The 23,885-nt window shown below is 62.5% G+C and carries 16 protein-coding genes, 2 tRNA genes, 2 rRNA genes and 2 pseudogenes; 14 read left to right on the forward strand and 8 right to left on the reverse strand.

All coding sequences use genetic code 11. The features are described 5' to 3' along the window. Nucleotides 1-94: 94 nt before the first annotated feature. From SIL87_RS06090 to SIL87_RS06100, 3 genes are all read left to right on the forward strand, one after another. Nucleotides 95-2,842: ribosomal RNA gene (locus tag SIL87_RS06090) — 23S ribosomal RNA — on the forward strand. Between the two features lie 103 nt (nt 2,843-2,945). Then, nucleotides 2,946-3,060: ribosomal RNA gene (gene rrf, locus SIL87_RS06095) — 5S ribosomal RNA — on the forward strand. Between the two features lie 44 nt (nt 3,061-3,104). Then, nucleotides 3,105-3,181: transfer RNA gene (locus tag SIL87_RS06100), tRNA-Met, on the forward strand. A gap of 206 nt (nt 3,182-3,387) precedes the next feature. On the opposite strand, the gene tnpC is transcribed toward SIL87_RS06100, so the two are convergent. From tnpC to SIL87_RS06115, 3 genes and pseudogenes are all read right to left on the reverse strand, one after another. Beyond that, nucleotides 3,388-4,665 (reverse strand): IS66 family transposase, encoded by a 1,278-nt coding sequence (tnpC, locus tag SIL87_RS06105; protein ID WP_319613303.1) that lies wholly within the window; start codon nt 4,663-4,665, stop codon nt 3,388-3,390. A gap of 144 nt (nt 4,666-4,809) precedes the next feature. Continuing rightward, nucleotides 4,810-4,884, reverse strand: a tRNA-Gly gene (locus SIL87_RS06110). Between the two features lie 408 nt (nt 4,885-5,292). Next, nucleotides 5,293-6,433: pseudogene (locus SIL87_RS06115) on the reverse strand (IS3 family transposase). A 72-nt stretch (nt 6,434-6,505) separates the two neighbouring features. Between SIL87_RS06115 and SIL87_RS06120 the strand changes: the two are divergent. From SIL87_RS06120 to SIL87_RS06125, 3 genes and pseudogenes are all read left to right on the forward strand, one after another. Beyond that, nucleotides 6,506-6,859 (forward strand): annotated as a pseudogene (locus SIL87_RS06120) (transposase); the annotation flags it as partial. 76 nt (nt 6,860-6,935) lie between these two features. Next, on the forward strand, nt 6,936-7,136 hold the full coding sequence (locus tag SIL87_RS20145; protein WP_405055255.1) for a carbohydrate porin: 201 nt from the start codon (nt 6,936-6,938) through the stop codon (nt 7,134-7,136). A 23-nt stretch (nt 7,137-7,159) separates the two neighbouring features. Further along, a complete protein-coding gene (locus tag SIL87_RS06125) occupies nt 7,160-9,403 on the forward strand; it encodes a heavy metal translocating P-type ATPase (protein WP_319613304.1) in 2,244 nt (747 codons plus the stop codon). A gap of 82 nt (nt 9,404-9,485) precedes the next feature. Here SIL87_RS06125 and SIL87_RS06130 read toward each other — a convergent pair whose 3' ends face one another. Together SIL87_RS06130 and SIL87_RS06135 are read right to left on the reverse strand one after the other, a co-directional pair. Continuing rightward, nucleotides 9,486-10,700, reverse strand: coding sequence for a DUF1501 domain-containing protein (locus tag SIL87_RS06130; RefSeq protein ID WP_319613305.1), 1,215 nt, complete (start codon nt 10,698-10,700; stop codon nt 9,486-9,488). A 3-nt stretch (nt 10,701-10,703) separates the two neighbouring features. Next, nucleotides 10,704-12,038: a DUF1800 domain-containing protein gene (locus SIL87_RS06135; RefSeq protein ID WP_319613306.1), complete on the reverse strand. Its 1,335-nt coding sequence runs from the start codon at nt 12,036-12,038 to the stop codon at nt 10,704-10,706. A gap of 150 nt (nt 12,039-12,188) precedes the next feature. Between SIL87_RS06135 and SIL87_RS06140 the strand changes: the two genes are divergently transcribed. Further along, nucleotides 12,189-12,557: a hypothetical protein gene (locus tag SIL87_RS06140; RefSeq protein WP_319613307.1), complete on the forward strand. Its 369-nt coding sequence runs from the start codon at nt 12,189-12,191 to the stop codon at nt 12,555-12,557. Between the two features lie 128 nt (nt 12,558-12,685). After that, nucleotides 12,686-14,728 (forward strand): ComEC/Rec2 family competence protein, encoded by a 2,043-nt coding sequence (locus tag SIL87_RS06145; protein WP_405055256.1) that lies wholly within the window; start codon nt 12,686-12,688, stop codon nt 14,726-14,728. Here SIL87_RS06145 and SIL87_RS06150 read toward each other — a convergent pair. The 3 genes from SIL87_RS06150 to SIL87_RS06160 form a co-directional block, all read right to left on the reverse strand. Then, nucleotides 14,655-15,707, reverse strand: a complete 1,053-nt coding sequence (locus tag SIL87_RS06150) for a glycosyltransferase family 2 protein (RefSeq protein WP_319613309.1) — start codon at nt 15,705-15,707, stop codon at nt 14,655-14,657. The two genes, SIL87_RS06145 and SIL87_RS06150, sit on opposite strands and share 74 nt — an antisense overlap. Further along, the gene (locus SIL87_RS06155) at nt 15,697-17,169 is read right to left on the reverse strand and encodes an exopolysaccharide biosynthesis polyprenyl glycosylphosphotransferase (RefSeq protein ID WP_319613310.1); all 1,473 of its coding nucleotides are present in this window, start codon (nt 17,167-17,169) and stop codon (nt 15,697-15,699) included. Before SIL87_RS06155 ends, SIL87_RS06150 begins: the two co-directional genes overlap by 11 nt. 63 nt (nt 17,170-17,232) lie before the next feature. Beyond that, the gene (locus SIL87_RS06160) at nt 17,233-17,673 is read right to left on the reverse strand and encodes a GtrA family protein (RefSeq protein ID WP_319613311.1); all 441 of its coding nucleotides are present in this window, start codon (nt 17,671-17,673) and stop codon (nt 17,233-17,235) included. Between the two features lie 180 nt (nt 17,674-17,853). Here SIL87_RS06160 and SIL87_RS06165 point away from each other — a divergent pair, with 180 nt between their 5' ends. From SIL87_RS06165 to SIL87_RS06190, 6 genes are all read left to right on the forward strand, one after another. Further along, a complete protein-coding gene (locus SIL87_RS06165; protein ID WP_319613312.1) occupies nt 17,854-18,366 on the forward strand; it encodes a (2Fe-2S)-binding protein in 513 nt (170 codons plus the stop codon). Nucleotides 18,367-18,429: 63 nt separating this feature from the next. After that, on the forward strand, nt 18,430-20,835 hold the full coding sequence (locus SIL87_RS06170; protein WP_319613313.1) for a xanthine dehydrogenase family protein molybdopterin-binding subunit: 2,406 nt from the start codon (nt 18,430-18,432) through the stop codon (nt 20,833-20,835). 31 nt (nt 20,836-20,866) lie between these two features. Beyond that, nucleotides 20,867-21,661, forward strand: coding sequence for an FAD binding domain-containing protein (locus SIL87_RS06175; RefSeq protein WP_319613314.1), 795 nt, complete (start codon nt 20,867-20,869; stop codon nt 21,659-21,661). Between the two features lie 137 nt (nt 21,662-21,798). Further along, nucleotides 21,799-22,608, forward strand: a complete 810-nt coding sequence (locus SIL87_RS06180; protein WP_319613315.1) for a PAAR domain-containing protein — start codon at nt 21,799-21,801, stop codon at nt 22,606-22,608. 74 nt (nt 22,609-22,682) lie between these two features. Continuing rightward, nucleotides 22,683-22,982 (forward strand): YrhB domain-containing protein, encoded by a 300-nt coding sequence (locus tag SIL87_RS06185; protein WP_319613316.1) that lies wholly within the window; start codon nt 22,683-22,685, stop codon nt 22,980-22,982. Between the two features lie 37 nt (nt 22,983-23,019). Beyond that, entirely contained in the window at nt 23,020-23,883 is an 864-nt protein-coding gene (locus SIL87_RS06190) for an MBL fold metallo-hydrolase (RefSeq protein WP_319613317.1), read from the forward strand. The last annotated feature ends 2 nt before the right edge of the window (nt 23,884-23,885 follow it).

Below are 23,885 nucleotides of genomic sequence, written 5' to 3' on the forward strand. Positions count from 1 at the left end.
TATGTTCAGGCATTCGTGATGATGTCTGTGCATGGTGGGCCGTCAAATTTATTGGCTGCGTAAGTGGTTGGTAAAGGCGATGGTGAGTTGAGATTGTAAGTGAATGAAGGGCATTCAGTGGATGCCTTGGCACCAGGAGGCGATGAAGGACGTGGCACGCTGCGAAAAGCCACGGGGAGCCGCGAGCAGGCGTTGATCCGTGGACATCCGAATGGGGAAACCCACCCGCAAGGGTATCTGCAACTGAATACATAGGTTGCAGAGGCGAACCCGGGGAACTGAAACATCTCAGTACCCGGAGGAAAAGACATCAAACGAGATTCCGTTAGTAGTGGCGAGCGAACGCGGAACAGGCCAGTGGCTTGTGATCGAGCAGCAGAACGGATTGGAAACTCCGGCCATAGCGGGTGATAGCCCCGTATGCGAAGCGAGATTGCAGGTCCTTGAGTAGGGCGGGACACGTGAAATCCTGTCTGAATATGGGGGGACCACCCTCCAAGCCTAAATACTCCCTGGTGACCGATAGTGCACAAGTACCGTGAGGGAAAGGTGAAAAGCACCCCGACGAGGGGAGTGAAAGAGACCTGAAACCGGATGCCTACAAGCAGTCGGAGCCGCATCTGCGGTGACGGCGTACCTTTTGTATAATGGGTCAGCGAGTTTCTGTTTGCAGCGAGCTTAAGCCGATAGGCGTAGGCGTAGCGAAAGCGAGTCTGAATAGGGCGCTTAGTTGCAGGTAGAAGACCCGAAACCGAGTGATCTAGCCATGGCCAGGCTGAAGGTGCGGTAACACGCACTGGAGGGCCGAACCCACGCCTGTTGAAAAAGTCGGGGATGAGCTGTGGCTAGGGGTGAAAGGCCAATCAAACTCGGAGATAGCTGGTTCTCCGCGAAATCTATTGAGGTAGATCGTCGTGTGTATGCCTTCGGGGGTAGAGCACTGGATGGGCTAGGGGGACCCAAAGTCTTACCAAACCTAACCAAACTCCGAATACCGAAGTGTCTTGCGCGGCAGACAGACGGTGGGTGCTAAGGTCCATCGTCGAGAGGGAAACAGCCCAGACCACCAGCTAAGGTCCCCAAATTGTGGCTAAGTGGGAAAGGATGTGGGAATTCCATAACAACCAGGAGGTTGGCTTAGAAGCAGCCATCCTTTAAAGAAAGCGTAATAGCTCACTGGTCTAATAGAAATCCTGCGCCGAAGATGTAACGGGGCTAAAGCCACATACCGAAGCTGTGGGTGCATGATCTCGTCAGGGTTCATGCGCGGTAGCGGAGCGTTCCGTAGGCCTGTGAAGGGAGATGGGGTGACCCCTCCTGGAGGTATCGGAAGTGCGAATGCTGACATGAGTAGCGACAAACAGAGTGAGAAACTCTGTCGCCGAAAGTCCAAGGGTTCCTGCGCAAGGTTAATCCGCGCAGGGTGAGCCGGCCCCTAAGGCGAGGGCGAAAGCCGTAGTCGATGGGAAGGGGGTGAATATTCCTCCGCCTGCTGGAAGTGACGAATGCGAGATGTTGTTCGGTCTTATTGGATTGACCGGGCTTTTTGAGCATTCCAGGAAATAGCTCCAGCGTATAGACCGTACCCTAAACCGACACAGGTGGACTGGTAGAGTATACCAAGGCGCTTGAGAGAACGATGTTGAAGGAACTAGGCAAATTACTCGCGTAACTTCGGGATAAGCGAGACCCGTATGTGGGCAACCATGTGCGGGTGGCACAAAAGAGGGGGTAGCGACTGTTTAGTAAAAACACAGGGCTCTGCGAAGTCGAGAGACGACGTATAGGGTCTGACGCCTGCCCGGTGCCGGAAGGTTAAGAGGAGGTGTGCAAGCACTGAATTGAAGCCCCGGTAAACGGCGGCCGTAACTATAACGGTCCTAAGGTAGCGAAATTCCTTGTCGGGTAAGTTCCGACCTGCACGAATGGCGTAACGACTTCCCCACTGTCTCCAGCATCGGCTCAGCGAAATTGAATTCCCCGTGAAGATGCGGGGTACCCGCGGTCAGACGGAAAGACCCTATGAACCTTTACTGCAACTTTGCAGTGGCATCAGAAGAGTGCTGTGTAGGATAGGCGGGAGGCATTGAAGCATGGGCGCTAGCTTGTGTGGAGCCAACCTTGAAATACCGCCCTGCGCGCTTTTGATGTCTAACCGCGGCCGGTTATCCCGGTCCGGGACCCTGCATGGTGGGCAGTTTGACTGGGGCGGTCGCCTCCTAAAGAGTAACGGAGGCGCGCGATGGTGGGCTCAAGCCGGTCGGACATCGGCTGCTGAGTGCAATGGCATAAGCCCGCCTGACTGCGAGAACGACAGTTCGAGCAGAGACGAAAGTCGGCCATAGTGATCCGGTGGTTCCACGTGGAAGGGCCATCGCTCAACGGATAAAAGGTACTCTAGGGATAACAGGCTGATCTCCCCCAAGAGTCCACATCGACGGGGAGGTTTGGCACCTCGATGTCGGCTCATCACATCCTGGGGCTGGAGCAGGTCCCAAGGGTTCGGCTGTTCGCCGATTAAAGTGGTACGTGAGCTGGGTTTAGAACGTCGTGAGACAGTTCGGTCCCTATCTGCCGTGGGTGTTGGAGACTTGAGAGGATTTGTCCCTAGTACGAGAGGACCGGGATGAACATACCTCTGGTGCATCGGTTGTCACGCCAGTGGCACAGCCGAGTAGCTAAGTATGGACGGGATAACCGCTGAAAGCATCTAAGCGGGAAACCCACCTCGAAAATAGGTCTCCCTGAGGGTCGTGATAGACCATCACGTCGATAGGCCGGGTGTGTAAGAGTGGTAACACTCTCAGCTAACCGGTACTAATCACCCGATAGAACTTTCAATCATCTACAACCCACCCCCACCATGCACAGACATCAACACACACAAACAACAAAACGCACCAACCCAATCCACCAACCCATCGAACCCTCGATAGGCTGGACGACCTGGTGGCCATTGCGGGGAGCCCGCACCCGATCCCATCCCGAACTCGGCCGTGAAAACCCCCAGCGCCCATGGTACTGTGCCTCAAGGCACGGGAGAGTAGGTCGCCGCCAGGTCCTCCAACCTATCGATCAACAAAACACACAAATATACCCACACCCGCGGGGTGGAGCAGCCCGGTAGCTCGTCAGGCTCATAACCTGAAGGTCATCAGTTCAAATCTGGTCCCCGCAACCACTTTTACCGAACTAAAGAACAAATCAGAACCACCACCAAAAGCCGCCCCAACAAGGGTGGCTTTTGGCGTTTTGGGAACCGCCGTACCGCCATCAAGCGCCAGTGCTCGCTGCGGCGGCTCCGGTTTTTTGGACAGTTGTTTAAGCTAAGGCGCAATTACCCACCCCCTATCAACATGAGGCTTGTGCTTGGGTATCGGGCCGCGTTTAGGTCAGGGCGTTGACGATCACGGCGAAGGGGTTTGCGCCGCTGAGCCTTGCGGTGTCGACGGTAGTGCGGACGTCCGCTTCGGCTTCGGCGGCCCACATGGCTCGATAGCCGTTGGTGACCTTTCGCTGGATCACGCACGGTCTGAGTTTGCGCTCGGACGTGTTGTTCGTTGCCTCGACCCGGCCGGGATAATCGCAAAAGGTGAGAAGCTGGCTTCTCGCGCGCCCGATCTTGGCCTGGAGTTGCCGGGCGAGGTCGCATTGGGTCGTCACCGTCAGCAATACCGTCAACTGACCTTCCAGTTCCCGCTTTTTCCTCGCCAGCGTCGAGGCGGTGAAAGTGGCGACCTCCTTGGCCAGATCGAACGCGCGTCCCAGCCAAAGCCTGAATCGGAAGGGCAGATCGTCGGAACCATGCTCGAACGCGAACGCCGTGTCGCGCGCCAGATGCGCCAGGCAGGTCTGATGCCGTTCGCCATGCTTTTGCTGCGCCGAATAGCGATCCGAAATCCAAACCGCCGGCTTATGACCCCCCATCATCTCGTCGGCGACGCGGGCAGCGCGCGAATAATCGGGCTGATGCACCACCGCATCCTTGCAGTGGAAGACCCAGTGATAAGAATTCGTCCCCTCGATCCGGACGCCGGTTTCATCACTGGCCACGATCTGAGCCGCGCGCAAAACGACCTTCGCCTTTTCGGCCTCGACTTTGAACCGGATATGCGAGCGGATGAACATGTTCATCAACGCGCCCTCGCTCACGACCAGCCCAAAAGCGTCGCGGAACAAGCCGCTCAAACGCTCATAGGACAGCGCCTGGAAGCCTTTGAAATAGACCGCCAGCGCATGAATGCGCAGCCCGAACGGCGTCGTCGTCGCGATTGCGGGCGCCGGCACCTTCGCTCGCGAACCGCAATGCGCGCAGCGGCAGGCGAAGCGACGGTGGCGGATGACATAGGGTTTGACAGGCGGGATTTCGATCTCGTCGTATTCGCCGATCAATTCCATCGCGGCGTCCAACGAAAACGCCCCGCCGCACTGCTCGCAAATCCCCGGCACATGGTCACGAAACTCGTCGGGATCGTCGGCCAACTGCCGATTGTGCGGCTCATGCCCCAGCTTCGCCCCACCGGGCCGGGAATTCTCCCGCTTCTCCTTCTTGTCCGTCGACGGCGGCTTGGACGACGTGCGCGAATTCTTCTCCGGCCGCTGAAGCCGCAGCACCAATTCGATCAGTTGCTCCTTGCTCAGCTGCTGCAAATCACTGCGGTCCATCCCGCCATGGATTCAGAGATCCACGTCCGTGGCAAGGGGGGATGGGTAATTACCCCGTCGCTTACCCGGCATCGGGTGCGGGGGCAGGTAAGCAAAAAAGGCCCCGAAGGACCGCTTTAATGCCTTGATTTCGTTTATAAAATCTGGAGCGGGCGAAGGGATTCGAACCCTCGACCCCAACCTTGGCAAGGTTGTGCTCTACCCCTGAGCTACGCCCGCGTCCGGTGCTCTGATACTGAGCTCTGCCCGACTTGGCAAGCCACCTACCATAGCCAATCAGGGGAATCGGGTGAACGCCCTAGCTGGTGACGAGTTTGGCGAGGAATTCATCGTCCCAGGCGGCGACCTTTGCGGTGGTGCCGGTAGGTTGGACAGGTTCCGGGGGAGAATAAGCTAAAGCTGGTTTCCCGGTTTGTGGTGAACATGATCCCCGGAAACAAATTCAGAATCAATCCTTCGGTTGCTGTGGCGCTGTGAAGCTTGTGGGCAGCCGCCGACCTGTGGGCAAGGCGGGGAAAACCCCCTTCGTTTTTCCCGGCTTGCCCACAGGGGACCGCGTCTTCGCGGTCAGGCGGGGATCGGCGCAGCCGACTGTCCACAAATTCACAGCGTCTCGCCTCCATCGGGTTACGCCGCCTTCGCCATGGCCGCAGCGGTCGACCCGAAATATGCCTCGTCCGGCGTCTGCCAGTTCAACGCCTGGTGCGGTCGTCGCCGATTATACCAGTCGAAGAATTCGCTCAGGCTGCGCTTTTGTTCAATGCCGGTCGCAGCCGGACGCAGGTAGACCCACTCATGCTTTACCGTCCACCAGAGCCGCTCGACGAAGATATTGTCGTGACAGCGCCCGCGCCCGTCCATGCTGATCTGCACGCCGTGCTCGCGCAGCACCTTGGTGAACTCCTCGCTGGTGAACTGCGATCCCTGGTCGGAGTTGAAAATCTCTGGCCTGCTGAACCGCGCCAGCGCCTCACGCAGCGCCTTGATGCAGAACCCCACCGTGAGCGTATTGGACAACCGCCATGCCAGAACCCTCCGGGTCGACCAGTCCAAGATCACGACCAGGTACAGAAACCCCTGACGCATTGGGATGTAGGTGATGTCGGTTGACCAGACCTGATTGGACCGGTCGATCACCTTGTCGCGCAGCAGATAGGGGTAGATCTTGTGCTCGTGGTTGGGCTTGCTTGTGTCGGGCTTTGGCCGGACCGCGCAGAGGCCGAGTTTTTCATCAAGCGCCGTATCCGCCGGCGACCGACCGAAATTCCCTCTCGCCCCAACGCTACCTGCAACCGGCGGCTGCCGTAGACCGGATAATCGGTGAAAATCCGCTCAAGACGGGCCAGCAGATCGAGCTCTTCCGCCGGCTCCGCCTGCGGACGATGATAAAAACTGCTGCGCGCAACACCCAGAAGGGCGCATTGCCGGTTGATGGACAGCTCCGCATTCGGCGCGATCATCGCCCGCCTCTCAGCAGTCGGGAGATGGCGGGCTGCCCGGCAAGAAAATCCCGTTCAACCTGCAACTGGCCGATCTTGCGGTGCAGATCATCGATCATCTTCTGTGCGTCCTCGGCAACGGCCGCCTTGTTGCCGCGCTCGAATAATTCCCCTGCGCGCTTCACCAACTCCTGCTTCCACGCGCTGATCATCGTCGCATGAACCCCAAATTCAGCCGACAACTCCGCCAGGGTCTTCTCCCCCGACAGCGCCGCCATCGCCACACGAGCTTTGAATTCCGCCCCGTGCTGCTTCCTCTTTACACCCATCTCTGGCTCCTCTCTCGACCGGCCAGCCTTAGCTTAAACAACTGTCCAAAAAACCGGAGCCGCCGCAATCGTCGGCGGTTCGATGATCTGGTGCAAGCCATGGGGCTCACGGGGATCAGCAAGAGCACCGTCAGCAAGCTCTCCAAAGATATCGACGACCGCGTCAACGCCTTCCTCGACCGCCCCCTTATCGGCGACCGGCCCTATCTCTGGCTCGATGCCACCTATCTTAAGCAACGCGAAGGGGGTCGCATCGTCTCAGTCGCGGCGATAATCGCTGTGGCAGCGAATACCGAGGGAAAGCGCGAGATCGTCGGCCTGCACATCGGGCCGTCCGAAGCCGAAACCTTCTGGGCAACCTTCCTTAAGAGCTTGGTCCGCCGCGGCCTGCGCGGCACCAAGCTGGTCATCTCCGATGCGTTCGATCGCCCAGTGACTCACCACCCTCGATCGGGCGATCGGATATTATTCGGCGCAGCCTTACCAGGGTGTCGAGACCCTGATCGAGGCGACTTATCAGGCCCAGATCACACCCTGGTGGCAGATCCAGCCCGATATCCAGTATGTCATCAAACCCGGCGGCGGCATTCCCGATCCGGTCGATCCCGCGCATACGCTGCGCAACGAGTTGGTGATTGGAATTCGGACCAACATCACGTTCTTAGCCGCCATTGACCTTCCGATCATGGGAATGCCTACATAGGCGGGGTACCGAGGACGAAACCGATGGATCAGACCGTTTCACCCGATGCCATCCAGGCCACCTCAAAAGGTGATGCCACTTCCTATGATCTCGCGATCGAGGGCATGACCTGCGCCTCCTGCTCGGGGAGGGTGGAGCGCGCCCTGCGCAAACTGCCAGGCGTGGATGAGGCAAGCGTCAATCTCGCGAGCGAAACAGCACGCGTCACAGGCCATGGTGTTAGCCGCGACGTTCTGATCGCCGCAGTCGAAAAGGCCGGCTATGGCGCGCGCGGCATCGATCCCACGGCACCGGACGATGCCGTGCGCCACGACCAGGCCGCACGGCGCGACGTGATCGACCTCGTTGCCGCCGCAACCCTGACGGCACCCCTGATCGTTACCATGATCGCCGAGCTTGCCGGTCTGCACTGGATGCTACCGGGTTGGCTCGCCCTCGCTTTTGCCACGCCGGTGCAGTTCTGGATTGGCGGGCGTTTCTACGTCGCGGGCTTCAAGGCACTGCGCGCCGGAGCCGCGAATATGGATGTGCTGGTCGCGCTCGGCACGTCGGCGGCCTATTTCATGAGCCTCTATCTGCTGATCCGTGCATGGCTCGGCGGCGGCACGCCGGACCTGTATTTCGATTCCTCCGCGGTGGTGATCACCCTGATCCTCGCCGGTCGCATTCTGGAGTCTCGCGCGCGGCGGGAAACCGGCGCTGCCCTGCGCGCCCTGACAGCCCTGCGTCCCGATCGCGCCATCCGGCGTGCGCCCGACGGCAGCGAACGCGACATTCCCACTGCCGATCTCCGGCGTGGCGATATCGTGGTGATCCGGCCCGGTGCGCGCATCGCGGTGGATGGAGTGATCCGCGAGGGGGAAAGCCAGGTCGATCTTTCGATGATCACCGGCGAGAGCATTCCCGTCGCTCGTGGTCGGGGCGATGCCGTCACCGGCGGCGCGATCAACGGGGACGGGCTGTTGCTGGTCGAAACCACGGCGGTCGGTGCGGAAACCACGCTGGCCCGCATCGTCCGGCTGGTCGAGACGGCTCAGGCCGCCAAAGCGCCGATCCAGAAGCTGGTCGACCGGGTAGCAGCGGTATTCGTCCCCGCCGTGCTCGCCATTGCGCTCGTGACTTTGATCGCCTGGCTGATGGTTGGGCTCACGCCGGAAACCGCGATCCTGCGTGCTGTGGCCGTGCTGGTGATCGCCTGCCCCTGCGCCCTTGGCCTCGCCACGCCGACCGCGATCATGGCGGGAACCGGTGTGGCGGCGGGCCACGGCATTCTGATTCGCGATGCCGAAACCCTCGAGCGCGCCCGCACGGTCGATACCATCGCCTTCGATAAAACCGGCACGCTCACCGAGGGCAAGCCGGATATCATCGCGCTCGATGCCGCCACCGGTAGCGATCCGGCGACTGTCCTCAGGCTTGCGGCGGGCCTGCAACGCGGGAGCGATCATCCGCTTGCCCAAGCCGTGATCCGCCGTGCCGCCGCTGAAACTGTTACCATTCCTGCAGCCACCGAAGTTCAGTCCCGCCCGGGTCGCGGTGTGCAGGCGGTGATCGAGGGGCAGGCGCTCGCGCTGGGGAGCATCCGCCTCATCGACGAAGCCGGCATTGTGCTCGAAGCCCCGCTGGCCGCGCGCGCGAAGGCGCTCGAAGCGGATGGCCGTACCATTTCGTGGCTGATCGATCGCGGAGAGCGCCGCGTGATCGGCCTGATCGCTTTCGGTGACGCCCTCAAGCCCACCGCCGCTACAGCGATCGCGGCACTCCACGCGCGGGATATCCGCGTTGCGTTGCTGACCGGTGACAATCAGGGCAGTGCCGCCGCCGCCGCCCGATCGCTCGGCATCGACGAGGTGATGGCGGCGCTGCTACCCGAGGACAAGGCGATCGCGATCGGCCGCTTGCGCGAACAGGGCCGCATCGTCGCGATGGTGGGCGACGGCGTGAACGATGCGCCCGCGCTTGCCGCCGCCGATCTCGGTATCGCCATGGCGACCGGTTCGGACATCGCGATGCATACCGCCGGCATCACGCTGATGCGTGGCGATCCTGCGCTGGTCGCCGCCGCTATCGACATCTCGCGGCGGACCTTCGGCAAGATCCGTCAGGGTCTGTTCTGGGCGTTTGCGTTCAATACACTCGGGATTCCACTGGCGGCATTTGGTGTTCTCACCCCGGTCATCGCCGGGGCCGCCATGGCCGCCTCCAGCGTGATCGTGGTGACCAACGCCCTCATGCTACGCCGCTGGCAGCCGCCGGCCGTGCAGTAACACAACTGAAAACAGAGGACTCCAAAGGCTCAGCCTTTGGCGGATCGAGAGTAGAGCCCGGCGTCACCTGTACTCCCTCATTTCATACTCTCAACAGTCCCGCCATTGCCGGCGCGGCGGTACTATCGGGAAAAATCCGCGCGAGCGATGCCTCATCGAGGCCGAATTGTGCCTGAATGACCCCTTTGGCGAGGCTGCGGATGTCGGCGGTGGGGGCAAGGTCGCGGTTTTCGAATAATTGGGTGGCGGCCAATCCCGGCCAGTTTGCCCGCACCTTGCCGCCCGCGACGTTGCCGCCCGCGAGGAACGCCACGGTTGCCGTACCGTGATCGGTGCCGTGGGTGCCGTTGATCCGGGCGGTTCGTCCGAACTCGGTAATTACCAGAACAGTCGTGCTGGCCCAGGCCGGCCCCAGAGCGGTACGCAGACTTGCGATTCCGGTATCGAGATCGGCGAGCGGGGCATGGAGCAGGTTCATCTGGTTGGCGTGCGTGTCCCAGCCTTCGAGCTGGAACGCGGCGATTCGCGGGCCGCCCGTGCTTGCCAGCAACCGCCCGGCGGCGTGGGCGAGGGCGGGAAAACCGTAGCCGTGCGTCGGGGTGGTTTCGTCGGCGGCATCGGCTTTCAAGGTCCCGGTCGTGTCATCGGGAATGGCAAGTGCGGCGTGGTCGAACCGCGCGGCGCGCAACCCGTCCGCGATGGCAGGGCCGAATACCGGATCGGGCCGGTTCAGGGCGGCGATCTGGGCGTAGAGATCGGGAGAGGGTTTGGCGAACCCTGCCGGTGCGTAGGAAGCGATGCGGGTGCTGCCGCGCAGCAGCAGGGGCACACCCATCCCTACGGCCAAGCCACGCCCCGCGACACCGCCTGCCGGCAATTCACCGACCAGCCGGTTGAGCCAGCCCGAGGTGATGCCCGCGTGATCGATCCCGGTTTGGAGATAATCCTGCGCCTCGAAATGGCTGCGTGTGCGATAGGAGCCGGCGATCGCATGCACCGGGAGCACCTGGTTCGCCCGATACAGCGCATGAAGATTGTTCAGCGCCGGATGGAACGCGAAAAATCCGCCGAGGTCGAGCAATTGTGCCTGATCCGGCACGAGAGGCGCGCGCAGGCGGATCAGGTTGGCATCGCCGTAGGGCACCACGGCTGCCATGCCGTCGAGGGCGCCGCGGAGCAGGACAACAACAAAACGCTGGTCGGTGGGGGCTGCCGCCAGCGCCACCCTGGCACGGCCGGCGGCGGCAATGGTCGCGAGGCCGAGCAGACTGGCACGACGGGTGAGGGCGAGGGTCACGGCCTATCTCCTCTGGAATTCGGGGGCGGCGAACAGCATGGCCAGAGCTTCGCGCGGCGAACCGGCGGTAGCGATCGCGGTGGCGGTCGCGGGTTGCAGGAGTGGACCGAGGGCGGATTGCGCCACATCCATCGGTGCCGCCCCATCATGCCGCCCGGCGATCGTATAGGCGAAATCCACCCGCGCCAGCACTGCGTCCGATCCGGTCCAGTCCGATCCGTGATCGGACCAGCCATTGGGTAAAGGCGCCGCCCAGAGCGGTTGGCCGAGTTTGCGCAGGCTGCCGAGCATCAGGCCGACCGGCGGCTGCGCCATGCCGCTCGCCCGCGCAAGGGAGACAACGTAATCGAACGGGGTCTTGATCTTGGTCAGCGGGGTCCACGCGGCCTTCAGGCTGATCAATGCTATGGAGGTTGCCCCGAGATCGCCTCCGGTTCCGGTCAGCACGTCCGCCAGATGATCGACCGCCGATTGCGGTGGATAATCGGCGATGAAATGCCATGCCAGCTTGTGCGCCAGCGCGCGATAGGTGGTTGGGTGCGTCGACAGGAACCGCAACGCTTCGATCCCGCCCGCTTCGCCGGGTGGAAATCGCCGGCCCAGCACGATCTGCGATCCCGGCTCATGGGCCATGGGCCGGAACTTGAACCCGGTGGGCTGCGCCTTGGGATCGATCGACCAGCCGGTGAGCAGCTTCGCCATGTTGGTGACGTCGGCCTGGGTGTAGTGCGCCCGCAGGCTCACCGTGTGCAATTCCATGCATTCGCGACCCAGATTTTCGTTCAGCCCCCGATGGGTGCGGATTCCGGCCCGGCTGCCCGGCCCCACCGAAAACGCATTCGCCAGATATAACAGCATCGCCGGATGGCGCTCCGCGGCCAGAACCATCGTGGTGAAATTACCCGTCACATGCGGCCTGATTGCCTCGCGCATAAACGGGCCGACCAGCGGTGCGACACCGCCCTGCTGGATCGAGGTGGTGAAATGATTGGCCCAGAACCACACCAGACGTTCGCGAAACGGCGCCTTGGTGCTCAGGGCCCAATCAACCTGTGCCTGTGCATCGCGCAGAAACATTGCCCGGCTCACCGGCTTGAAATTGCCCTTGAGCGGCTTGCCGGTAGCTAAAATCCGCTTGCGGGTCAGGACGTCATCCCGCCGCGCCGCCAACGCATCGGCCCCGCTCGGCAACCCCGCCGACCGCGGATCGGCAAGAAACGGGTCCGGCCCGCGCAACTGGTTCCGTAACCAATCCCTTGCTGATGCGGTGGCCGGCACGGTGCCGGTCAAAGGGCCGAAGCCGAAACGGATCATGGCATGGGTAAGGTCGCTGTCCATGCGCACGGCATAACGCGGGAGAACGTCGCGAAGTGTTGCGAAGTGCGACGAGGAGGTTTCAGGCGTGGTCGGACGCAGGCTGAGGAGATGCTCTTCCCTACCAATGGCACCGCCTTCACCTCAGCGCCGATCGTGATAAATGACCCTCTTATGACAATCGCGCTGATTTTTCTGCTTCTGGCGGCATCGCTTGGCAGCTATCTGGCCGTTGGATTTCTGCGTGGTACGCCGCCGCCCGCTGCCGGGGTCATGCTTGGTCTCGTTCATGGCGTGATCGGCGCGGCAGGTCTGCTCGAATTGTTCGTTGCCCTCGGTTCGGTCCACCATCTGGCAACATATGGGCTGTCGGGGTTTGGAACCGGCGCGGAGGTCCTGCTTTGCCTTGCCATTCTGCTCGGTCTTGTCGTGGCCATCCCGGCCTGGACCGGCAAGCGCCCATCCGGCCTTGTAGTCGGTGCCCACGCGAGTGCCGCGATCACTGCCCTTGTCCTCGTAATCGCCATCGTCATCCTGCGATAATCCGGCCTCGGCCCATGTTTCACTAGCCGAACGGGCATCGCCGCGTTAAGTTCTCGCAATCACAGGTTGAGGTTGCGGTGGATGGAGCGCTGATCACGGTTGAACGGCCAGTCCGGGTCATGGCGGCAATGCGCGTGAGGGCTGGCATTCGGCTCGGGAGCGAGCGGGGGCGTTTATTCCTGTTTCTGCCGGTTGCGGCTGGTGCCGGGATTCTGATCTATTTCGACCTGACGCGGGAACCGCCCGTCTGGCTGTCCGTGGCCATGGCGGGTGGGGCGCTGGTCTTGCTCGTCGCACTTTGGCGGCAGGTTGCGGCGCGCGGGGTGGCGGCACTCATTCTTGCCGCCACACTCGGCTTCGGGCGTGCCCAGTTGCAGACCCTGGCGATGCCGCCCCTGCTCGCGGTGCCGCATCATGGTGTGACCATCACGGGGCGGGTCGTCGCGGTCGATCTGCTGCCGACCGGGCGGCGGATCAGCATTGCTTCACCCCGGCTGAACGGCAGTGCGCCGGCGGCCCGGGCGGTGCGCGTCAAGCTGCGCCGGGGCGATGACGTTGCGGTCGAGGCCGGGGATACGGTCAGATTGCGCGCGCTGCTCTATGGCGCGTCGCGTCCGGCCTATCCGGGGGGGTGGAATTTTGCGCGCGACCAGTTTTTCTCCGGTCTCGGCGCGGTCGGCTTCGCGATTTCCCCCCTCGATGTCACGGCGCGCGCATCGCCCAGCTGGTTCAGCGCCCTGCGCCAGCTGCGCGAGGCGATCGCGGCGCGGATTCTGGCAGATCTGCCGATCGATACCGGTTCGATCGCGGCAACCCTTCTCACCGGCTTCGAGGATGCCATCCCGCCGGCCGAGCGCCAGGTTTTCATTACCGCCGGTCTTGCGCATATTCTGGCGGTCGCCGGGTTGCATATCGGCATCGTGATGGGAACGCTCTATGCGCTCACGCGGTTTCTGGCCGGGTTTTCCGAATATTTGTTGCTGCGCGTCCCGGCGAAGATCGTTGCGTCGCTGGTCGCGTTTCTCGGCGGTGTGGCCTATGCGGCGCTGACCGGATTTCATGTTCCGATCGTGCGCAGCCTGGCAATGGCGGCGCTGGTACTCGCGGGGGTCATCGCGGGTCGGCGGGCCCTGTCGCTGCGGGGGCTGGCACTTGCCGCTCTGGCGCTGATGCTGCTCGAACCGCAGGCGGTGCCGGGCCCGAGCTTTCAGATGAGCTTTTCCGCCGTGCTCGCGCTGATCGCCGGGTATGAGGCGATGGGCCGGCGGTTCGCGATGGGCGGGGAGGGGCATGGGCGGAAACTTCTCCGTCATGTCGCGGCGCTCGCTTTCACCTCGTTTCTGGCGGGTGGTGCGTCGATGCCGTTCGCGGCCTACCATTTCCAGCAGATCGAACCCTATTACGTGCTGGCCAATCTGGTCGCGGTGCCGCTTACCGCACTGGTGGTATTGCCCCTCGGCATGGCGGCGCTGGTGCTGATGCCACTTCATCTCGAACGCCTCACGCTGATCCCGATGGGGTGGGGGATCGGCATCATCCTTCGCGTCGCACGGTTCGTGGCTGGCCTACCGCATGCGTTGATCGAGATCAGCCCGAGTCCCGGCTACGCCGTCGCTCTGGTCGCGATCGGGCTTGCGTTACTCGGCCTGCTCCGCTCGGGCGCGCGTGTCAGCGGCCTCGTGCCAGTTGTTCTCGGGCTGGTCGCCATGACACTTGGTCGCCCGCCGGATGTTCTGGTCTCGCCGACCGCCAACCTGATCGGCGTGCGCGATGCAGGAGTGGTCCGCATCGTGCAAGCCGGACGCGTCGATAAATTCACCCTTGATCAGTGGCGTCCGGTCTGGGCCGGGATGACGTCCAAAGTCGGTCGGATCGGCGATGTGTGCGATGGTGGGCGTTGCCTTGCGGCACAGGGCAGGGTGCTGATCCTCGCCGATCGTGACGCCGCACACGCGGGCTGCGGCGATGCCGTGATTGTGATCTCGCCGCGGCCGTTGCGCGGCGCGTGCCGCAAGCCGGGGCGCGTGGTGATCGACCGGTTCACGGTGTGGCGGGACGGCGCGGTGGCGGTTCGGCTGACGAAGCGCGGGGCGATGATCAGGACGGACCGGACGGTGCAGGGAGACCGGCCCTGGGTGCCGCCGTGGCCCCGGCGCTGGCACCGGCGTTGATCCCTGCGTTGACCCAGGCACTGACCGGCCTCAGCCGGGGCATGGTTTCATGCGCGAGAATATAGCTCCGATGCGCCGGACCCGCCTGACGGCGAGGGCGGGTCGCCGTCATCCGGACCGCTTCAGCAATCGCCCGCACCGTCGCTCGCAGCCGCCCCGCCATCATGCCGCGCGCCAGATAGATCATTGCGCGCGGCAGCATCCCGTTCAGGCCGTGCCAGTCATGCGCGATCACCAGCCGGTTCCTCACGAAATACCGCCAGCGCCCGTCGGCCCACCCGACCCGCGCTTCGGCAGCCACCGCATGTGTCACCGCAAGATCGCCATGATGCTCGATCTGCCAGCCTGCGGCGATCGCCCGGCGCGCGAATTCATACTCCTCCCAGGCGAAGAACAGCGTGGCATCATAGCCGCCAAGGGCCGAGAAACAGGCCCGCGACAACGCATGGCCGCACCCGACGAAGGTGGTTGCGGTGAAGCGCCGCTCCGCCGCCCCGAGCAGCGAGACGGGATACCCCCAGCTCGAACGGTCGAGCGCCACGCCATTGGCGGACAGGATCCGAAATCCGATCGCCCCGAGATCCGGCAGCACCGCCAACCGAGCCGTCGCGCGCGCCACGACATTCGACGTGGTGAATACCGCATCGTTGTCGAGGGCGATAATGGCGCGGCCCCGACCGAGGCTGGCGGCAAGATTACGCCCGCCGGGCACGCCGAGATTCCCGTCGATCCCGAACAGCGCCACGTTGACCAGCGGCGTCACCGCCACGATCAGGGCCGCTCGCATCGCTGACGACGAGCCTTGATCGAGCACGATGACATGATGATCGCAACCGCCCTGCGCCGCCGCCGACCGGATCGCGGCAATCGTCTCAGTCGTGCGGCAGTGACTGAGAATGATCACATCCGCCGCATAATCATGGGCCGGGGGCCGTCCACCCGCGAGGAAAACCGGCATGGCCTCGCGGTCAGAACGCATTTTCGCCCCCCAGCACCGCCGGCACCGTCCGCAGCAGAATCACGAAATCCAGCCAGGGGGACCAGTGTTCGATATATTCGAGGTCCGCAGCGACCCGAGCCGCCACCATGTCGACCCCTGCAGTCGGGCCGCGAAGTCCGCGCACTTGAGCGAGCCCGGTCAAGCCCGGCTTGACCCGGTGGCGCACGCCATAGAAAGCGCTCGCCTGCTCGAAGGTGAAATCCCCGGCGATCGTGTTCGGCGCATGCGGGCGCGGCCCGACCAGCGACATCTCGCCCTGCAGCACGTTGAATATCTGCGGAAGTTCATCGAGCGAGAGCCGCCGCAAAACCGCGCCGAGCCGGGTGATCCGCGTATCGTCCCGCCGCGCCTGCAGCGTGGCCCGCGTGGGCACCGGCCGCATGGTGCGGAACTTCAGCACGGTGAAGGCGACCCCGTCCCGCCCGATCCGCCGCTGGCGAAACAGCACCGGCCCGCTCATCCGCAGCAAAAGGGCAATGATCGCCATCAGTGGTGCGAACACTCCCAGCAGCACCAGCGCACCGATCAGGTCGAACCCGCGTTTGAACGCGGCACCCCAGGTGCCGATCGGTCGATCCAGCACCGTGACCATCCGCAGGCTCTGCCCCCGTGCGACGCCGCCCGCACCGATTTCGGCAACGGCGTCGAAGGCCAGCCGCACCCGCACCGGCTGATCCGCGAGGCTCGCCAGCAATGCATCGATCTTGCGTCGCGCGATCGCATCGTCGCTCCGCCGGGTGAACACCATGATATCGTCAATCTTGCCAGCCCGGAGCATCGCGACGAAACTTTCGGCATCGCCGATCATGCGCAGCCCCGCTGCCTGCGGCAGGCCCCAGGCGAACATGTACCCCAGCCGCCGCCCGCTCAACCCGTCCAGCCGGTCCCGCAAATCCCGGTCGCAGTGCCCGGTCATCACCAGCGCGGTGGCCCCTGAAGGTGCCCCCACCACGGCGCGGCGCGACCATGCGCCGAGGGCGAACCGCAGCGCGACGATCATTCCCGCCGCCAGCCCGAAGGCGGTTCCCGCCCAGATGATCGAGGCATCAACCGGCAGCACCGAAGGCGATTGCCGCAGCAGCGCGAAGCGTAACAGAATGATGACATGGGCTGACCCCAGCGTCCGCAAAATCGGCCAGGCATGATCCTGTGGCGCGCGTGCGACGGCGCGGGCATACTGGCCACCCAACAGCATCGCCGCCACGGTGATCACGGCATAGGCGAGCCAGTTGGCAGTTCCCGCCGCCAGCGTCGGCGCGGTTCCGATCAGCAGCCCGGCCAGTTTCGGTGCCGCCAGCGCCGCTGCCGCATCGACCCCGACCAGCGCCGCGCTGAACCCAAGCCACCGCCATGACACGGTCCGGTGCACGCCCCGATTGTATTCAGCGCCGATTTCATGGCTCGAACCTGCCGCCATTCCCGCAAGTCGACTCTCATACACGTGAGACATTCCGGTCCGACTCCGCCCATGAGTTGCAAAATGCAACTCAAGGTTTAATCGTCTCTAGACGAAAACGAGTCGCCGTGAAAGCAGAAAATTAACCAGGAACCCTGATGCAGCGCCCGCCGCCACTGCAAGAACCGGGTAATGCCGAGGCAACACGAACGCCACCAGCAAAAGGGAATACGCGCCCCGGTTGAGTATGAATCCAAACAGATTGACTGCAAGAAATCGCAACCACTGCGTGTGTGCCGCGCGGTGCGTACGACCCCCGAAGGTCCAGAACCGGTTCAATGCCCAGTTGATGCTCGCCACGATAAAATATGCAACCGCTCCCGCGCCGTACAGGCCGAGACTTGGGATCAGCGCATAAACTGCCGCCACATCGAGGCAGAACCCGAACGCCCCGACCAGGCCGAATCGCAGAAACTCCCCCCCGGCGGCGCGATGGCGCTCCGGCAGGCGGGACAACACGAGATCGATGGGCGAAAAACGAACGAGCACAGTCTCCGATACCAGTCCACGCCCGCGCCGCAAACCCGTCCGGGGGCGTCGTCGCCAAAGAAAGCCAGCTCTTCATTTTTTTGAAAAGAGAGCCGGGAAAACTCTGTTCGCCTGCGCGCCCGCTCTTGACCAATTCATTTCCCCACCATCATCATGCAGGTCTCAGGCACGGAGGAACCCATGGCCCAAAACAACCTCTCCCACGTCAGTCTTACGGTGAACGGCAAACCGGCGCATGCCGAGGTCGAATCCCGCACGTTGCTCGTCGAACTCATCCGCGATCATCTCCATCTCACCGGCACCCATGTCGGCTGCGACACCAGCCAGTGCGGGGCCTGCGTGGTTTCGATCGACGGTAAATCCGTGAAATCCTGCACCATGCTCGCGGTTCAGGCCGAGGGAGCGCATGTCACCACGATCGAGGGTCTCGCCGCCGCCGACGGTACCCTGCACCCGATGCAGGAAATGTTCCGCGAACATCACGGTCTGCAATGCGGCTTCTGCACCCCCGGCATGGTGATGAGCGGGATCGACCTCGTCGAGAGTCATCCCGAGGGGCTGACCGAGCAGCAGATCCGCGAAGGACTCGAGGGCAACATCTGCCGCTGCACCGGCTATCATAATATCGTCAAGGCGATCGCCGCCGCCTGGCCCCTGATGCACAACAAGCAACTGCCGCAAGCCGCCGAATAACGAGCGTGCGTGCCTAGCCCGCCGGTATCAGCTGGCGGCCACACAAAATTCGGGAGATCATCCATGAACGACATGACAAATCCGGTCATCATCAAGGGCGGCATCGGCGATTCCCCGAAACGCACCGAAGACCATCGTTTCCTCTCCGGCCGCGGCCGCTACACCGACGATATCAACCGCCCCAACCAGACGCACGCCGTGTTCAAACGCTCGGATGTCGCCCACGGCATCCTGAAATCGGTCGATACCTCAGCGTCCAGGGCCATGCCGGGCGTCATTGCCGTTTTCACCGGCGAGGACATCGCGAAAGCCGGGCTTGGTGGGGTTCCCTGCGGCTGGCAGTTGCACAGCAAGGACGGCTCGCCCATGATCGAGCCGCCCCACCCCATCCTCGCGCAGGGTCAGGTCCGCTACGTCGGCGACGCGATCGCCATGGTGATTGCCGAAACCGCCGAACAGGCGAAGGATGCCGCTGAAGCTCTCGTCGTCGATATCGAAACCCTCCCCGCCGTCGCGACCATTCGCGCAGCGGTCGCCGAAGGCGCGCCTCTCGTTCATGACGATGCCAAAGGCAATATCTGCTTCGACTGGCATATCGGCGACAAGGCTGCGGTCGAAACGGCCTTCGCCACCGCGCACAAGATCGCAAAGATCGACGTCGTCAATAATCGCCTGATCCCCAACCCGATGGAACCCCGCGCGGCCATCGGGGAATACGACCAGTCCTCGGGCGAACACACGCTCTACACGACCAGCCAGAACCCCCATGTGATCCGCCTCCTGATGGGAGCCTTCGTCCTGCATATCCCCGAGCACAAGCTGCGGGTGGTTGCGCCGGATGTCGGCGGCGGGTTCGGGGCCAAGATTTTCCACTACATCGAGGAAGCAGCGGTCACCTGGGCCGCGACACAAATCAACCGTCCGGTGAAATGGACCTGCGAACGCGGCGAGGCCTTCATTACCGATGCTCATGGCCGTGACCACGTCACCCATGCCGAACTCGCTCTTGCCGAAGATGGCAAATTCCTCGCACTGCGGGTGAACACCATGGCGAATATGGGGGCCTATCTCTCGACCTTCGCCCCCTCGGTTCCAACGTATCTTTCCGCGACTCTCCTCGCCGGCGTGTACACCACCCCGGCGATCTACGGTGAAGTCAAAGCCGTCTTCACCAACACCGTTCCGGTCGATGCTTATCGCGGCGCGGGGCGGCCCGAAACCACCTTCCTGCTCGAACGCCTTGTCGATGTCGCGGCGGGGGTAATGGGCATGGATAGGGTCGCGATCCGTCGCCGCAACTTCATTCCGATCGATGCCTATCCCTATCAGACCCCGGTTGCCCTGATGTACGACAGCGGCAACCACGAAGCGACGCTCGCGCGCTGCATGGAACTGGCCGACTGGCCCGGTTTCGAAACGCGCCGCGCAGAGGCCGCCAAACGCGGCAAACTTCGCGGCATCGGCATGTCGACCTATCTCGAAGCCTGCGGCATCGCCCCCTCCGCGGTCGCGGGTGCGCTCGGTGCCCGTGCCGGGCTTTACGAAGTCGCCAATATCCGGGTCCACCCCACCGGCTCGGTCACGGTGTTCACCGGGACTCACAGCCACGGTCAGGGCCACGAAACCACATTTGCCCAGCTGGTGGCGGACCAACTCGGCATTCCGTTTGAATCCGTCGAAGTGGTCCACGGCGATACCTCCAGAATACCCTTCGGCATGGGCACCTACGGCAGCCGCTCGCTCGCGGTTGGCGGTTCCGCCATGGTCAAGGCGATGGACAAGATCATCGCCAAAGGCAAAAAAATCGCCGCTCATCTTATGGAAGCATCACCGGACGACATTGAGTTCAAGGACGGTAAATTCACCGTCGCCGGCACCGATAAATCGAAAGCCTTCGCCGAGGTGGCGATCACCGCCTATGTTCCCCATAACTATCCGATCGAGGAGATCGAGCCCGGCCTCGACGAAACCGCCTTCTACGACCCGAAAAACTTTACCTTCCCTGGTGGCTGCCACATTTGCGAGGTCGAGATCGATCCGGAAACCGGCGTGCTTCACATCGTGAACTTCACCGCAGTCGATGATATCGGACGCGTCATCAACCCGATGATCGTCCACGGTCAGGTTCATGGCGGGGTTACCCAGGGCATCGGGCAGGCATTGCTTGAACACGCCATTTACGACGAGTCCGGCCAGCTCCTGTCCGGCTCGCTGATGGACTACACCATGCCGCGCGCCGACAATGTGGTGAACTTCCACGTCGGGACCGAATCCACCATGTGCACCCACAACCCGCTTGGGGCCAAAGGGGTGGGAGAAGTCGGCGCGATCGGCAGCCCGCCGGCCGTCATCAACGCGGTGGTCGACGCCTTGCGGGACTACGGTGTCACCCATGTGGACATGCCGGCCACCGCCCAGAAAATCTGGTCGATCATCCACGCCGCCCCGGCCCGCATGGCCGCCGAATAATCCGCCCCGTCATTCCTTACGGAGACCTGAAATGTACGAGTTCACCTATCACAAAGCCACCAGCCTCGATGACGCGGTGAAAACCCTTGGCAGCGATGCCGAAGCCAAGCCCCTCGCTGGCGGTATGACGTTCATTCCCGTCCTCAAGCAACGCCTCGCCAAACCCTCCACCGTCATCGACCTTGCCGCTCTCGGCCTCACCGGTATTCGTCGTGAGGGCGACACCATCGTGATCAAGGCCATGACGACGCATCGCGAGGTCGCCAATTCCCCGGAAGTCGCCAAGACCATCCCGGCCCTCGCTCACCTCGCGGGCATGATCGGTGACCGGCAGGTTCGCTACCGCGGCACGATCGGCGGCTCGCTTGCCAATAACGACCCTTCCGCGTGCTACCCTGCCGCCGCACTCGCCTTGGGGGCAACCATCAAAACGACCAGACGCAGCATCCCTGCCGCCGACTATTTCCAGGGCATGTTCACCACCGCCCTCGACCCCGACGAACTCATCACCGAAGTCGCCTTCCCGATCCCGCAATCCGCCGCCTACGAAAAATTTCCCAATCCCGCATCGCGCTATGCCATGGTTGGCGTTTTTGTTGCTAAAACTGCGCACGGCCCGCGCGTCGCTGTCACCGGGGCCGGCAACAACGGTGTCTTCCGCCATGAAGCGATGGAAGATGCCTTGGCGAAATCCTTCACTCCGGAGGCTCTGAAAGACGTCTCGACCGACGAATCCACCATGAATGCCGACATCCACGCCAGCGCGACCTACCGCGCTCATCTGGTCGGTGTCATGGCGCGCCGGGCGGTGGCCGCTTGTCGGTGAAGGCAGGCGGTTTGTTTTGTGGAGAACAAGCATGCCCATACTTTTTCATAAGGCGGTGCCGACCGTTATCGCCACGGGATACAAAGATCGGCGATTGGCTCACGCAGTGAAATTTTGAAGCTCGCTGGAGTCGCTCCATGGCCGAAGAGAAGCCCGCAGCGCGCGTAACCGACATGCACACTTGTCCTGCGAGTGACGGGCCAATACCTCACGTGGGCGGTCCGGTCATCATGGGATCCGCCAATGTGTTCATCGGTGGTTTACCGGCAGCGCGGTTTGGTGATGCGGTTACCTGCCTCGGACCAACGGATACGATCGCCATGGGGTCGCAAACGGTCCTTATCAATGGAATGCCTGCAGCCCGAATGGGCGATCAGACTTCCCATGGCGGTGTGATCGTCGGGGGATTACCGAGCGTCTTGATCGGCACGGCACCAGGAGCGACCGGGGCAGGGGGAGACGGAGAGGCAGGCCGTCAGGTTGACGCCGCGGCCGCCAAAGCCCGATTGAACGCAATCGCCAAGGCGGTAAATCCGTCAAACGGTCAGGATAACTGCGGCAATATTATCGATGCGGTCGTGGCGCGACTGCGGGGGACCAACCCGAACGCGGTCGCCAAGAACACGCTAGACGGAACATTTCCGCAGATTGAGACCCGATTTAAAACGAAATTCAGGAAGATTGGTTCACTGGCCGACGCCTATCAACATCTTCAGAAGGCAGGTCCCGGATCAATCGGCCTGATCGGAATTATATATCCTGGTGGTTCGGGATCGCATGTGGTGACGATAGCCAACGTTGGAGGTACAGTTGGCATTGTCGAAGGGCAAAATTGGTCGGCCAGTGAGCCTGCGGAAGCGATCACCAATAGCGCGGCGGCAGTGAGCAGGTACGATCCCAACGGCAATGATATCTTGGTTTTGGCAATACTTCCAAAATCCGCATAGCCATGATTCGGCTTGCGACCGTCATTGTTCTCTGTTTTACGATTTTTGTGCAGCCAATTTGGGGAGCATTTGCGATGCAGTTGATCGATCGGGAGGCGGCGGAAGCTATAGCAAATGCAAAAATTGCGGCATTAAGTGAGACTCATCATCTTGTTCTCGAAACATCGAAGACCCGCGAGTATAATTTCGGATGGGTATTCGTTTACGGCACGCAGGCATATATCAAGTCAGGGGATGTCATGGACATGGTACCCGGCGCGATGCCTTTGGTAGTCGAGCGCACCGGAAAATCGTTCCTTCTGCCTTCATCGGTGCCCCCAGAGCGATCAATTCAGAGTCTTGAGCAGACATGGCGCGATGAGCATCGACAATAACCCGGCAAGCCGGTCACGATGGCAAGGACATCAAGCGATGCCGACTCCGTTGATTTGCGTTACCTGCGGCGTCCAGCAAGAACCGACCGAGACACCACCCTCCGGGTGCCCGATCTGCCTCGATGAGCGGCAGTACGTCCCAGCCTCCGGGCAGCGCTGGACTTCGATGGCAGGGCTGTGCCAAGGGCACCGCAATGGATTCGCTGCGGTCGAGCCTGGCCTGCTCGGCATCGGCACCGCGCCGCATTTCGCGATCGGTCAACGTCCGCTCCTGCTCCGAACCAGCGCCGGAAATATTCTTTGGGATTGCAACAGCCTGTTCGACGCCGCGACGCACGAAATCATTGCCGCGCTCGGCGGTGTCGCGGCGATCGCCATTTCGCATCCGCATTTCCAAGGTGCGATGATCGAGTGGGCCCATGCATTCGACGCACCGGTCTATATCCACGACGCGGATCGGGCGTATGTGATGCGCCCCGACCCCGCGATCCGGTTCTGGTCGGGCGATAAATGCGCGCTCCCGGGTGGCGTGACGCTGATAAATGTCGGCGGCCATTTCGAAGGGGCCGCAGTCCTGCATTGGGGCGAGGCGGCTGAGGGGCGCGGCGCGTTGCTCACCGCGGACGTCATCAGCGTCGCCGCCGACCCGCGTCAGGTCAGTTTTCTGCGCAGCTTCCCGAATTATCTGCCGCTGGGTCGGCGCGCGATCGAGCGTATCGGGGCCATGCTCGCCGAGATGCCCTTTGAACGGGTCTATGGCGGCTGGTGGCATTCGATCGTGCCCGCCCACGCGAAATCGGTGCTCGACCTTTCGATCCTCCGCTATCTGGATGCGATTGAAGGACGGTACGGATCACCGGCAACCGACCCAGGCCGAATTCCGCTGCCTGCGGAGTCGTGAGC

It is taken from the genome of Acidiphilium acidophilum, from assembly GCF_033842475.1.
GTDB classification, from domain to species: Bacteria; Pseudomonadota; Alphaproteobacteria; order Acetobacterales; family Acetobacteraceae; genus Acidiphilium; species Acidiphilium acidophilum.